General features: G+C 46.2%; 12 protein-coding genes. 2 read left to right on the top strand and 10 right to left on the bottom strand.

The genetic code is table 11. The features are described from left to right. From OM95_RS04865 to OM95_RS04830, 8 genes are all read right to left on the bottom strand, one after another. On the bottom strand, nt 1–684 hold the full coding sequence (locus tag OM95_RS04865) for a DUF4956 domain-containing protein (protein ID WP_041870894.1): 684 nt from the start codon (nt 682–684) through the stop codon (nt 1–3). 157 nt (nt 685–841) lie between these two features. Next, the gene (locus tag OM95_RS04860) at nt 842–1,570 is read right to left on the bottom strand and encodes a hypothetical protein (protein ID WP_291515579.1); all 729 of its coding nucleotides are present in this window, start codon (nt 1,568–1,570) and stop codon (nt 842–844) included. Nucleotides 1,571–1,630: 60 nt separating this feature from the next. After that, nucleotides 1,631–2,686, bottom strand: coding sequence for a hypothetical protein (locus tag OM95_RS04855; RefSeq protein WP_041870892.1), 1,056 nt, complete (start codon nt 2,684–2,686; stop codon nt 1,631–1,633). A 160-nt stretch (nt 2,687–2,846) separates the two neighbouring features. Next, a complete protein-coding gene (locus OM95_RS04850; RefSeq protein ID WP_291515578.1) occupies nt 2,847–3,221 on the bottom strand; it encodes a YkgJ family cysteine cluster protein in 375 nt (124 codons plus the stop codon). A gap of 7 nt (nt 3,222–3,228) precedes the next feature. After that, the gene (locus tag OM95_RS04845; protein WP_041870890.1) at nt 3,229–4,362 is read right to left on the bottom strand and encodes a polysaccharide deacetylase family protein; all 1,134 of its coding nucleotides are present in this window, start codon (nt 4,360–4,362) and stop codon (nt 3,229–3,231) included. Nucleotides 4,363–4,371: 9 nt separating this feature from the next. Next, the gene (locus OM95_RS04840) at nt 4,372–5,793 is read right to left on the bottom strand and encodes a hypothetical protein (RefSeq protein ID WP_041870888.1); all 1,422 of its coding nucleotides are present in this window, start codon (nt 5,791–5,793) and stop codon (nt 4,372–4,374) included. Between the two features lie 255 nt (nt 5,794–6,048). Further along, the gene (locus OM95_RS04835; RefSeq protein WP_041870886.1) at nt 6,049–7,350 is read right to left on the bottom strand and encodes an O-antigen ligase family protein; all 1,302 of its coding nucleotides are present in this window, start codon (nt 7,348–7,350) and stop codon (nt 6,049–6,051) included. A gap of 2 nt (nt 7,351–7,352) precedes the next feature. Then, nucleotides 7,353–7,904 (bottom strand): SLBB domain-containing protein, encoded by a 552-nt coding sequence (locus OM95_RS04830; RefSeq protein WP_041870884.1) that lies wholly within the window; start codon nt 7,902–7,904, stop codon nt 7,353–7,355. 197 nt (nt 7,905–8,101) lie between these two features. Between OM95_RS04830 and OM95_RS04825 the strand changes: the two genes are divergently transcribed. Then, nucleotides 8,102–9,046, top strand: a complete 945-nt coding sequence (locus OM95_RS04825; RefSeq protein ID WP_291515577.1) for a hypothetical protein — start codon at nt 8,102–8,104, stop codon at nt 9,044–9,046. 59 nt (nt 9,047–9,105) lie between these two features. On the opposite strand, the gene OM95_RS17105 is transcribed toward OM95_RS04825, so the two are convergent. After that, nucleotides 9,106–10,053, bottom strand: a complete 948-nt coding sequence (locus tag OM95_RS17105; protein ID WP_291515576.1) for a 3D domain-containing protein — start codon at nt 10,051–10,053, stop codon at nt 9,106–9,108. Between the two features lie 163 nt (nt 10,054–10,216). Between OM95_RS17105 and OM95_RS04815 the strand changes: the two genes are divergently transcribed. Next, a complete protein-coding gene (locus OM95_RS04815; protein ID WP_041870882.1) occupies nt 10,217–11,506 on the top strand; it encodes an Hsp70 family protein in 1,290 nt (429 codons plus the stop codon). Here OM95_RS04815 and OM95_RS04810 read toward each other — a convergent pair. Beyond that, nucleotides 11,503–12,804 carry a methyltransferase domain-containing protein gene (locus OM95_RS04810; protein ID WP_041870880.1) on the bottom strand — a complete coding sequence of 434 codons (1,302 nt, stop codon included), beginning with the start codon at nt 12,802–12,804 and terminating at the stop codon, nt 11,503–11,505. The two genes, OM95_RS04815 and OM95_RS04810, sit on opposite strands and share 4 nt — an antisense overlap. Between the last annotated feature and the right edge of the window lies 1 nt (nt 12,805).

Here is a 12,805-nt window from a genome sequence, read left to right as displayed (position 1 = left end):
TTAAACCTCGATCACTGATTCTTGATTCATAAAATTCAGACCTCGAACAGAATCGACCTTGCCAAGATCCTCAATGAGCTGCGCAGACGTCATCTGGGGTTTAAGACGGATCTGATAGGAAAAATCCAAGCGTTCCCCCTGCCCCATTTCGCGAATAGTCGCCAAAGCAAAATGACGGCATTTGCCTTCCAAGACGTTCTCTATCTGTCTTTGCTGCTCGGGATTTCGGGCCAAATTGAAGCGCAGAAGACCGTCAAATTGAGGGCCCGCAGCAAAAGAGGAACCTTGTAGAATCAATAGAGCCACAACAAAGCAAACCGTTCCTAGAATGGCGATTCCATAGGCATGAACGCCCGAAGCCAACCCCACTGCCAAGGATGCAAAGATAAAAAACATGTCGCGCGGGTCTTTAACATTCGTGCGAAAGCGCAATAACGACAAAGCACCGATCATCCCGATCCCTCGGGCCACATTATCGCCAATAGCCTGCATAGCGATCGCAATTACGATGGGCAGAAGAACCAGGCCATGCAGAAAATTTAACGAATACGAGAGCCCTCGGAAGGTTTTCACGTAGATCACTGCTAAGACCGTTCCTAAAACAAAACTTAACAGAAACGCATAAACTATCGAGATCCAAGTCGGGTTTGAAAATGAAGAATTAAGAATCGAAAAGTCCAACATATAAAGCCCCTAGGAAAACAGGCTTCATCCAAATCCCCAACCAGGACAATAAAATTAGACGTGGTTTGTGCAGAGACAGAGCTGTCTTGCACACTTGTAGACATTCAGCAGGTGTGGCTTACCGAGCGGAAATAAGTATTGCGTCATAGAACAAATTCTAGAAGCGATAGCCCAGCTTGCCTGAATAGACAGAGTCGGCATAACGATCAATTTCCAGGGCAAGAAAGAACTTAGACACATCAATGTTGATACCAAACACCGTGTGATTCTGAACGATGTCTTCTTCAACTGTGTTTTGATCATCGGTGATTCCATCCGTACCGCCGATAAAGGTTCCTATCGCGCGCACACGGCCACCACCGAAATAAATGGCCACATTATCCATAGCGACGGTCGCAATCAGATTTACGCCTAAAGTGTTTACGTTAATCAGATTGGAAAAATTAGCGCCGCCTCCAGAAAGAATGGCCGACAATGTCAGCGGAAAAAATGATGCCTCGTAAAAGCCCCAGCGCACCTGGCCCCCATAAGTCTGAATCCCATTTCCTAATGCCGGTGTGAAATACACATGCGTATCCACATTGTAATAAAGACCCTTTCCAAAGGTCAGCGTAAGATAATTGATCTCCCCTTTATCGGTGGTTTGTGAACCCAGGTTTGAAAGATCCTCGGCGGGAATGTATTCGGAAGCCAAGCCCAACTCCACCCCCGTGTAACCACCGAGCGGATAAGGGTTATCCAAAATTTTTGCAGCAGATCCAAATCCCAGAATTTCTAAGGCTCGTTGTCGCTCGCCCTTGTTTAAATTTTTAGGCAGATCATAGGCTGCTGTCGCTGAAAGCGTACTGAAAAAAAATAGAACAAAAACAAGGCGACTTAAATGCATAATATCCCTAGAGGTGATTTCTAAGGATATTCTTGTCACAAAATACGCAACTGTCCAGTTTTAAAGAGCTGCAACGGCCGTTTGCAACTGACCAAGGCCGCTTGCCGCCAGATTTGCAATTGCCGCGTCCTGGCTCTGTGTTAACTGCTGCAATAAAGGAATAAACTGCGAATAACCAGCGACAGCATTCGTGGCGACATCGCCTCGAGAATTACGAGGATCGGTGTTGGGCACCACTCCGTCTTTAGCTTTCTGATATCCTTCAATGACGACCTGCAAAGCTGCGCTGACAACATCCGAGTCATTCGCCTGCAACGCAGACTTAAGAATGCCAAGGCGAGCTGTCACCGCGTATCCCGCAAGATACGCATCTGCCTGCGTTTTTAATTCAGGAGTCATTTGATCAAAATATTTCGCTGTAATCGCAAAGCTTCGCGCATTGTAGATCGATTTGACTGCCATAAGTCCCAAAGCTTGTGTTTCGGCTTTATTGGATCTGAAAAGATCCGCAACAATCGAATAGAAAGTCGTGTCATCTACGTCCTTACGGTTGTAAGCATCAACAAGCTTCGCCACGTTTTCAGCGGTCGGTTGTGCGCGAAGAAGAGCTTGCCACTGAGAGCCGCTCAAAGTTTCTTTTTTTGCATCTGTGTCATCCGCTTTCGGATTGCTGTTTCCTGAGTTATCCACAAACTGTTGGCCTGGACCAGAACCTGGATTCATAAAGTCATCCTGACCGAAGCCTGTCTTAGTGTCATCACCGACGATTTGCACTTCAACTTTTTTCGGAGCAGGATTTTCAGCTTTTTTCTTATCTTCGGCTTTCTTTTGCGCCACTGGTTTTACCGGAACTGCCGCCGCCTTGTTATCGGCTGTCTTTTTCGGATCCTCTTTTTTCTTAGCAAATGGATTGACGTATTTACGCGAAATCTCACGATCACCCAGATCAAATAACGCCGCCAAAAAAGAAGTTTTAGGGCGAGGCATTTCATAAACGACTTCAAGTTCCGCAATCGCGGATTGAACAGGAGCTCTTAGAACATAACCCAGTGCCCCCACCAAAACGATGGAAACCCCGATAATCGCTGTTTCTAGTTTTTTATCTGTGAAGCCCATTGTCGCCTCCTGTTCTTACTGGGTAGTAAGAGCAGTGCTTGTGCCATCTGGGCTCATTTATAAGGGACTTGGCATAACTCACTCTGAGACGAGGCCGTGTTGCGCGCACCCCTGTCAAAAAATCAGTCACATCTCAGATTGAGACATCGCCAATGACCAGCTAGGTGCTTCCCGGGCAGAATCCAGGACGCGGGCCGATCGAAGGGAAGCTACGACAAGTATCGGGACGCTTTTCATAAACTGTGCAAAGGCGTGTTTTTGAGTCGAGAAACCAACAATCGCGGTTGGCCTTTTGCGATAACATAAAGAACTCGGTACCCTGTCGGTAAGAGGTAATATACCCCTCTTTCATCAAACGCTTGGCTAATTTTTTAATCGAACCCGCTGCTTCGTCTTCATCGGTCAGTCCCAGACGAATCAAGTCCGAGATCTTAATTTCAACGGGCATCGTACAGCAGCCGCCCCAGCAGCCTCTGCACATGTCAGTGCGATAGGGTTTCCACGTTGAGGGGCGGTCGACATCAGGGCGTTTCATAGGAAAACTACGGAACTCTTTTCTTCACAAGTTTACTGTTGTATCTCGCTGACGGATCAGCAGATTGAAGTAATACAACACTGTAACCGCGCGTGTAAAGCTCGCGAAGGAATGTCGGCATAATTTCCGCCGTTTTCCTTTGGATATCGTGGAAAAGAATGATTCCACGACCTTTAGCCTCCACCTGATTCAAGGTGTTGCGCAAAACGTTGTCATTCGACTGAGCCTTCCAGTCTTCACTGTCAATCACCCAGGAAAAATCGCCCGTCGAGCTCGTCTTTAAGAAATTTCTTAATTGCGGAGAGCCTTCAGCATAGGGAAATCGGAAGAAAGGATCAATCCAACCCAAGACGTCATAAATAGCCTGATGTCCTTTGCGGATTTCTTCTACGGCTTCGTCAAAAGTGAAGTTACGTCCGTGCATTTTTCGACAAGCGGAACTATTTCCGATACAGCTATGAGTTTCAGTATGAGAACCGATCGCATGTCCTTGCGAAGCCACTAGCTTCAAGGTCTCGGGATTCAAACGCGAGTTCTTTCCCAATGCAAAGAAAATCGCTTTGGCATTCACCTCATTTAAAGATCGCAAAATAGAGGGAGTATAGATATTGTTCGGCCCATCATCAAAAGTCAGAATCACTTCTTTGCGAGCCGTATCCCCGTACGTCGCATAGTAACCATTTGAGGTATCGCGCTTCTGCACATTTGTTGGGAACTTAAAGCTGTTCGTCGTTCGCGCTGGAACCAAGGCGTTCACACTCACAGACAACTTCTGTCTTTCCGAAGAAAAGTAAGAATCAATACTGGACAGGAGTTCCGCTTTGCAGCCCGCAAGCAAAGCCTCGTTCTGTGCATCACGAATTTCGTTTTCAAAAAGAGTTAAAGACAGTGCATCCAGTTGCGCAAGACTTTCACAAATCTCGTGAGGAAGATTTTCGCGAGGAGCGCCCTTTGTTTCGGACTGGCGCCACTCCTCGAACAAAGCTTCGGGATGTGCCTCGGATTGTTCCCACTCCAGGTTAGACTGAGCTTGCTGATTGTCCGTGACCGCTTGTTGCACTTTTTTGCTGATACTATTTCCGCAACCTACAAGAGTCCCCGCCAAACCAATTGCCAGAGCTTTTACAATCCAATTCTTCATTTTCACATCCTATTGAGAGACATCCGTTCCCTGTCCCACATTCACAACATTCCAAGATATATTTTGTGGATCCTCAGTCTTTTCACCTTCCTCCACTTTGGGTTCAGGTTTCTTCAGACTGAATTTAATTTTTGAGTTTTCAATGATCACGCGTGGATCGGCCGAGTGGTTATCAAAAATAACCAAATTGCGCGACGCCTGAGCCGTAACCACATTCGGATTCCAAAGGTATTTAAAATAAATAACCAAAGAACCGGCGAACTGACTTAGCAATAATGACAACAACCCTAAGCTTAACAACCCGATCTGTGGCAAAGTGTTTTCCCAACGAGCCCGCTCTAAAACTTCAAAACGGGTATCGATGGAAAGCTTTTGTGCTTCCAGCTTCGCAAGATTGGTCGTCAATTCCTTATAGCGCGCGAATTCCAACTCAGATTTCTTTTTCAAATCATCAACCATTTGCGCCGCAAACGGCAGCTCTTTCGCGTCCTTCTTCAAGCGATCAATCGAAGACTGCACCTGACCTAATTTGGTTTTGAGGATGCTATTTTCAATACGAAGCGCCTCGATCTTGCCACCCACACCGTACAGCGCGGACTCACGCTGATTAGAGCGACCTTTTTGCAGGTACTCGATCATCTTGTTGTTCTCGGCCATCTTCAGCTTGATTTCGTTAGATCGCACCAGAAGATCTGAGATGTAGTCCCCCATCTTATCTTTTGAAGCTAACGGCAGAAGGGCACCTTCTTTGTTCTGCATCTCGGCCAGTTGTTTACTAAGCTGAACCAGCTTTTGATCGGCATCGACTTTTTGCTTCGCCATAAAGTCTTCGACACGCGCGATTTCATTCATCTCGCGTTTCTTCAAAGTTTCTGCGGCCAGTTCTGAGGCCGTATTAGATAGAAACAATGACATGGCTTTAATCGGCGTCACAGCGGACACGCGAATTTCAAAGTCCGAATCGATATTGATTTTTGTCCAAGCATCCAGCTTTTGCAGAATTTGAACCCGCTTTTCGGGTTTATCTATGTCACCCAAATAGTTGGTCTTCAAAATATCGTAGCCGTTGCGCTCTTCCATAGTGATAAGAGGGCTGTTGCCACGGACTTGAATTCTTTGTAGCAGAGTCTCGTAGAACTCACGAGTCTTAAGATACTCGATATGCTTAGAAAGCAAACTACTGCCTTTTTTTGATTCCTGAACCGACTTCGACAAACCAAAAAACTGGTTTGAGAATGCCTGCAATGAAGAGTTCTGTGAATCGTTAATAACAATTGTCGAAGACGCGACAAAAGGAATCTTAACAACGTAAACAAGAACCGCGACCGCAAATAGACCTGCGGTAAACAAAGCAAACATGCGCCAATGGGACAAATAAAGTTTAATAATTTCGCCCACTGTTAATTCAGGTTCTATATGCTGATCACTCATATATCCCCACCTTCTGTGACATATCCCCGCAAGCATTGGTTGTGCCACCGATTTAATGCCTTGGCCTGTGTTTAATGTGCAATGAGGATTAAGACTTTGAAATTTGTTCAGGGGTGTACGTTCAATTGACAACATCAAGATGCCAAAATCACTTTAGCTCCCAACCAGTATTTTTAAAGGACAAAGGCTTGTCGAACTCTTCAGAGCACTCTGAAGTTGCTTTTTCACGGTGCCCCGACTGCATTTTTTGACGAATCACAACGATTCTGAAGACTGTGCGGATGACTCCGAACGAATGGTCGAGGCCGCCACAAAACCAAATACCATCCAATAAAGACGATCTGCCATCCCGCCGATGGATAAGTGAATGTGGTAAATCACCAGAATAGGAATATGTGAAAGCAGATAAATGGCGACCTGTCTTTTAGAGACACTATGGGAAGTCAGGGCTTTAAAAGATCCCAGCAGCATAAACACCAGAGCCACCACGCTCAGAATAATCAAAGGCCAGCCACCGACAACCCCCGCGGAAACAAAGATATTGTGAGGGTCTTTCATGGCATTGTAATTCGAAACATCCACATCGTTTCCCGCCGCGAATTTGGAAAGCAAACCATGTCCCAACAAGGGTTCCTGCTGAAAAATTTGGAATCCCCTTTCGACTTCTTCCCATCGCGACGCTATACCATCTTGCGCCTCGCGCCCCCCTAATGCCGCTTGCCCTGTGGCAATACCCCGAGCGAAGTCATAGACATTGGCACCGAAGAACAAAGAGAAAGTAATCGCCAGGGAAGTGAAGGCGAATTTAAAAATACGCCCCTGATTGGTTGCAGTTTTATGTAGAATCATTGTCACCACAAAAGCCAACACTGCCGCACCGGCAGATGACCGTGTTCCCGTCAGAATAATAGCAATAAAACTGGCCCCTAAGATCACTGCATCTAAAATTTTATGTTTCGCTTTGGTGCCTTGAAGAAGAGTTCCCAGCGAGAAAACGAACGCAACAGTCGCACACGTGACCATGTGGGGAATGTGTTTAAAGACGCCAATAAAACGCCCCCCCTTAAAAACCTGTCCACTTGCCACGACGAACAAAACCAGTGAAATCAAAACCAAAAATCCGGACCAACGCTGAATAAAGCGCATAAATTCGTCAACACTCCAAAGACTGGGGATGACCAAACCATACAGAACGACCATGAACAAAGAAACGCCCAAAGCACCTATTTGCATAAGGGTGGATTCTTCCGTATTCACATAGTGCGCTTGTAACAGGGTCTGCACCGTGAGTGTTAACATCAGAACGTAAACGAACAGTTTATAGAATCCGCTCAAATGATTGCGGTTTCGCACCCGCAGCCACAAGAAGATCAAAGGCAAACCAAAAAGAAAACAAAGAAAGACATTTACAAAAGGATGCAGGCCCTGCTGAAAAATAAGAAAAGAGAATCTTTGCGGTACAGGAAGAAGAGACCCCAAAGAAATTTTGGAAATAAAGATCAAAGCCGCGAGTGCTTTTATAAGAAATAGAATACGGCCATCGCGTGCTTGAATCATTCTTAGTTATTTCCAGTATTTTTATCAATAAGAACCGCGGTCAAAGCGATCCCCAAGATCACTGAAACAAGCGTAATACCCCGGGCGGTCTCGTTGCTGATCCAAGGAGTGCGTGGTGGAACATAGACAAAGTCATCTTGGTGCAAACGCAAGGAACGAGTCCCCCCGTATTTAATCAATTTTTCTGCGTCTACTTCAAAAGCGCCTTGGTACTCATTAACAGCCTTTGATTTAATTTCTGCCCAAGTTTTAGGCTCCATTTTTCGAACAATCACCTCTGAAAGGTCTCCGCCATTCGTGGTTCCACCGGCCAAGGTGATCAACTTCAAAAGATCCGTGCCAGCTGGCACATAATAGATCCCGGGCTTATTGACCGCCCCCAGCAATTGTACCGTCACCAAAGATTCCTTCGGAGAAGAGCGAAAGATATATTCCGAGGTTTGTTGTGGTGGTTTGATGTCACTCAGCAGACCCATATCGTCAGCATGGGCACCAGAACAGGTTATCAATAAGACTATGGCCATTATAAAACGAAGGGGTCTTTGTAAACGCATGATATCCTCCTACAACAAACATCACTGGACCTAAATCGAGAGCCCCGACCTCTGTCAATAAATTTCGATGACTTGACTTCCGTCTGTGCCTCACAATGAAGTCTATGACGACTTCCGTTCCTGAGCACGAAAAACTTTTTGACGAAATTTGCAATAAACTAAACGAGTTAAGCACCCAGCATCAGGGAGAGGAACCTATGCCCCCTCAACCAAAGTACGAACAGATGCAAGTTCAGATGAAAAAATTCCATTCTGAACTGAAAGGTTCCCAAGAGGAATTGAAAGAAAAAATCAAATCCCTCGAGAACGTCTCTTACGGACCGGAAACTCTGGACGCGCAAATCAAGCAGCTTGCCGACCAGCTTTCCGCCGAAAGATCGAGCAACACTAAACTCAGTGGCGACTTGGCAAAGTCTTTGGAACTCAGTCTGCAACTGCAGCTTGAAATCCAAGGTCTTAAAGCTCGCGCCTTGCAAATGCAAAGCGAAGAGAAAAAATACAGCCAGGCTCTTTTTGAAAAAAACAAAACTCTGCAAAGAGACCTTGAGCTGAACCAAGCGCTTAAAGATGAAACTGCCATGGAACTTGCGAAGGCGAAAAGTGCCTTTGCCAAAGAACAACAACTTTGGGAAGAACAACGCGAGCAGTTTGAAACCGCGATTCAAAACTTGAAGACAGAAAAGTTCGAGCTGCAACAAACTGTCGAAGAGATGCAAGCGACCATTGAAGAGCGTGATCAAAACATCACGTCTTTAAACGAAGAAATTGAAAAGATCTCCGCTTCGTTTGGCGAAGTGGAAGCTTCGGCGCATCAACAGAGCGATGTTCTCAAAAATTTAATGTCTGTTGCAGAAACAAAAATTATCGAAATGAAGCTGGCTTTAGATAAAAAGGCCTTGGAAGCCCAAGACTACTATAGCCACCTTCAACAGGCGTTAACTCAGTTGGGTGTCCTTAAACAGGAAAATGCCGCTTTGAAAGAATATGTAGCTAAACTGAACTACTACCATCAACAAGCTCAGCAAGCACAAATGGCGGTGGCTCAGATGGCTCAGGTCGCGGCCGTGCAGGTACAGACTTCGCAGTCGCAGCCAGCCTCGGCTCAGAATCCGCAAGCGCTTCCACCTTCTGCTCGAAATTAAATAAAAAAAGGCTCCTTTCGAGGAGCCTTTTTTATTTCCTATACTGCCAGTTATTCGCTCTATTTTTCGGGTAGATTCGGATAAGCCCGTCGCTCTAAAACTTCCGTCGCGACATGACCAGTGACACGGAAATAAGGGATGTTGGTTTTCACATCACCCAAACCCAGTTTTTTGAAGGGGTTGTTACTATCAATCCAACTGTAGTAACCCGTGAAGAAATCAAATCTTCCACGTCCAATAATGCCGCGACCTTTATCGCGAATCACAAAATATCCGTCGTGTTTGCTGCCATCCGGGAGCTGCAAGCCCACCACGGCCGGCACATAAATCACCTCACCGGGTTTGTAGATGCTAAGATCTGCCGCCAAGGTATAGAAAGGATCCAGACACGAGCTATTGACTCCGTAACCGTAACGACATCCGTCCTCTTCGATTTCAAAAAAGCGTTCCTGATCACCAAAACGACCGATGATATTGAACGTGTGAGTTTTTCCTTTTTGAATCACAGCACAAGACCCCTGCAACGAACAGGCGGACCAAGTTTTAGGGCAGACTTTTAAAAGAACCTTTCCGCCCGCGCCATGCAGATCTTTCTTGGCGTCCGCCGCACAGCCGTTTTTATCTTCGTTGACCACGACAAAATAATACACGGTGGGCTTCAGAACTCCGGGCCCATTTAAAACAGGCTTCACTTCAGGTTTAGATGTTTCAGGCTTGGCTTGTTCAACTTTTGTTTCAGTCTTAGTTTCTGACTTATTAACTGTCCCAGGCGTGCTGACCGTCGCGGGTCCTACGGGTAAAGTCGTAGAGGGTGATTGCTCCATCACCACTTCCTCGGACTCTTCATTCGCATACAGCTCTTGAAGTGGCTTTTCAAATTGGCGGGAAGTTTCTTCCCATGCTCCTGTCGGCTGCTCGATATTGGCTTCCATATTGCCACAACCCACCAGGCCCACCGCTAAGCCTAGAAAAATGAAATGTTTTAAGATTCTATTCTGCATATTCATACAGTAGCCCCTTACGTCCGGGCCCAGAATACCAAGACTTTTCGCCCCGCGAGCCAGAAAACACCCCTGGTGAAAAGATGAAAATCACGGTGACAAAGAAGGGCTCTCCACCTTCGCAGAGGCCACCGTTGTATAAACCCTTGATGTTTGATAGCTTTTCCTAATGACTTCAGACAGCTTTCTTTCCATCGATTTTGGTACCAGTAATTCTTTGGTCGGCGCCTTTCATAACGGCCAAAGATATGAGGCTCTCCCTTTAGATCCTAAAGCGCAAGATCCTACAATGATGAGAACTCTTCTTTACTTTCCACATCCGGATCTTTGTTATTACGGAACTGAAGCGATTGAGCAGTACATCGAACAAGACATGGAAGGACGCCTCTTTCGTTCCTTCAAGTCACACTTGCCGAATCAAAACTATTTGGGGACCGTCCTGAATAATCGCATCCTCACCTTAGAAAGCTTAATCGGGGTGTTTCTTCTCGAATTGAAAAAAAGAGCTGAAAAAATATTAGACACTCCGATTGAAAAAGCGGTGATCGGTCGCCCCGCCCGCTATTCCATGGACCCGGTGGCCGACGGATTTGCTTTGCATCGCATGGGCAAGGCCGCCGCTTTTGCCGGCTTTAAGGAAGTACAGTTTGTTCCGGAACCCTTGGCGGCCGCCTTTGATTACCGCCGTCAGCTAAGCAGTGAAAAAATAGTTTTAATCGGCGACTTCGGCGGAGGAACCTCTGACTTCACTTTGATCAAACTGCGACCCGAAGGATTTGCCAAAGAAGACGTCCTGGCAATTGACGGTTGCCCCTTGGCCGGAGACGCCTTGGACAGTGTTTTCATGAGCCACCGATTGAATGAATACTTCGGAGCAAAGTCCCGCTATCGCCTGCCCATGGGAAGCAATGTCTTAACAATGCCTCCAGCCGTTTCCCAGCGTTTGAATCACCCTGCTCACATCGTGCATCTTAAAGAAAAAGAGACTTACGAATTCATTCGCGAAGTTAAAAAGTGTTCGTTAACCCAAAAAGATGCCGACGCGGTGGAAAGACTTTTCATTCTGATTGAAGATCAGCAAATCTTTCCTTTCTTCGAAAATATCGAAAAAACAAAAAGAGCACTTTCTGCAAGTGAAACGACTGATTTTATCTACGATTATCCGGGCCTCGAAATGAAAGAAACTTTTAGCGTTCAGCAGTTTATTGATTGGGCCACTGCGACAAAAGAAAAGATCTTTTCCGCTTTGGACGAGTGCTTAAAAAATGCAGGGGTAAGTTCCCAACAAGTGGATCTGGTCTGTTTGACCGGAGGAACTGCCAAAGTCCCTTTCATTCAAAAGGAATTAGAAACTCGCTTCGGCAAAGAGCGCTTGCAGACCCAGGCGCACTTCCATTCGGTCTTATCGGGACTGACGGAATCTGCAGGCTTCTGGGCCCAAGGACAAAAGGTCACTTAAACGTAATGCACGTACATTTTTAAATAAAACCCTTCAGGAAACTGCATCAGCGTAGGATGATCTGCCGCGTGTCCACCACGCAAAACACTGCGCACCTCGGAAGAATTTCTTAAAGAAGCCTTACGAATGGCATCGCGGAATTCTTCTTCTTCCAGAAGACCAGAACAAGAACAGGAAGCGACAAAACCATTTCGTTTCACCAACCGGAAGGCATGGGTGTTCATCTTCAAGTAAGCATGCTTGCCGATAGGAATATCTTTTTTTGATTTTATAAATGCGGGTGGATCCGCGATCACGATGTCATAATGAGCACTGGGCAAATTGGCTAATCCTTCAGAGACATCCATCTCATGAACAATCACTTCCGCACCTTCACGTTCTGCATTCTTTTTAGCAAAAGCCAAGGCCGTTTTTGAAACATCCACCAAAGAAACTTCCACTTCAAAACCCAAGGCCTTCAAGCCTCGAGTGATTTGCGTCGACCAATGACCGACATAGCAGCACAGGTCCAAGACTCGTAATTTACGACGAGGTTCTGTTTTAGCCCAATTCTTAAAAAGATTTACTGCCAAGTGAATGTTATGAGTTTGATCCAGAAAGAAACCGGTTTTTTGGCCTTCTTTAAGATCACAGCTCATGGCGACGACGCCCTCATCAGCCGCCGCATTCAAAAGAATTTCGACGTCGGTTAAATCAAACTCTGGAAGATCTTTAACTACTCGCGGATCTTCGACAGCCAACCCTTCCAATTTACGAATCCCCACGTCATTGCGAAGGACCACAGCCGTTTCATTCCAGGTGAAAGAAGACAGTCCCTGTTCATGAGCCTTTTGCGCCAAGCCTTTGAAAAACTCATCCACGTTCTTAAGCGCTTCATTCATACCCGCCGTCACCAGCTGTGCTACAAAGACCTGGGCCTTTTTGCCTTTTTGCTCGATCACGTAATAATCCAAGACCAGTCCCGGAATATAATCGGATTCACCGAAAGCCAAGCGAAAGCTGCCGCGAAATCCCGCGGCCTTACGAACTTTCCACGAAGTCAAAACTTTGCTTTGAAGAAACTCAAGACTGGTGGGTTCTGTTTCCTGGCTATTGAAACTGAGCGCCCGAAATGCAATCAAGGAATGGGGGTTGCCATAGCCTCGAGCTAAGAACTGCCCTTTGGCATCTTGCAACTCAACCGGAGTTCCGGGCAGCAAACCTTTGGGACTTGCGGAAAGCTCATTAGAAAACACCCACGGGTGGCCGCTTCGAATACGTTTATCTGCTCCAGGGCGAAGTCTCCATACTGTCGTCATT

The sequence above is a fragment of the Bdellovibrio sp. ArHS genome, assembly GCF_000786105.1.
Lineage (GTDB): Bacteria > Bdellovibrionota > Bdellovibrionia > Bdellovibrionales > Bdellovibrionaceae > Bdellovibrio.
Note: the sequence above shows the minus strand (reverse complement) of the source record. Positions and strands in the feature narration are given on the sequence as shown.

What these genes read in the sequence shown, in the direction of transcription:
- OM95_RS04865 (WP_041870894.1), bottom strand. Translation starts at nt 684, where the DNA reads ATGTTGGACTTTTCGATTCTTAATTCTTCATTTTCAAACCCGACTTGG.
- OM95_RS04860 (WP_291515579.1), bottom strand. Translation starts at nt 1,570, where the DNA reads ATGCATTTAAGTCGCCTTGTTTTTGTTCTATTTTTTTTCAGTACGCTT.
- OM95_RS04855 (WP_041870892.1), bottom strand. Translation starts at nt 2,686, where the DNA reads ATGGGCTTCACAGATAAAAAACTAGAAACAGCGATTATCGGGGTTTCC.
- OM95_RS04850 (WP_291515578.1), bottom strand. Translation starts at nt 3,221, where the DNA reads ATGAAACGCCCTGATGTCGACCGCCCCTCAACGTGGAAACCCTATCGC.
- OM95_RS04845 (WP_041870890.1), bottom strand. Translation starts at nt 4,362, where the DNA reads ATGAAGAATTGGATTGTAAAAGCTCTGGCAATTGGTTTGGCGGGGACT.
- OM95_RS04840 (WP_041870888.1), bottom strand. Translation starts at nt 5,793, where the DNA reads ATGAGTGATCAGCATATAGAACCTGAATTAACAGTGGGCGAAATTATT.
- OM95_RS04835 (WP_041870886.1), bottom strand. Translation starts at nt 7,350, where the DNA reads ATGATTCAAGCACGCGATGGCCGTATTCTATTTCTTATAAAAGCACTC.
- OM95_RS04830 (WP_041870884.1), bottom strand. Translation starts at nt 7,904, where the DNA reads ATGCGTTTACAAAGACCCCTTCGTTTTATAATGGCCATAGTCTTATTG.
- OM95_RS04825 (WP_291515577.1), top strand. Translation starts at nt 8,102, where the DNA reads ATGCCCCCTCAACCAAAGTACGAACAGATGCAAGTTCAGATGAAAAAA.
- OM95_RS17105 (WP_291515576.1), bottom strand. Translation starts at nt 10,053, where the DNA reads ATGAATATGCAGAATAGAATCTTAAAACATTTCATTTTTCTAGGCTTA.
- OM95_RS04815 (WP_041870882.1), top strand. Translation starts at nt 10,217, where the DNA reads ATGACTTCAGACAGCTTTCTTTCCATCGATTTTGGTACCAGTAATTCT.
- OM95_RS04810 (WP_041870880.1), bottom strand. Translation starts at nt 12,804, where the DNA reads ATGACGACAGTATGGAGACTTCGCCCTGGAGCAGATAAACGTATTCGA.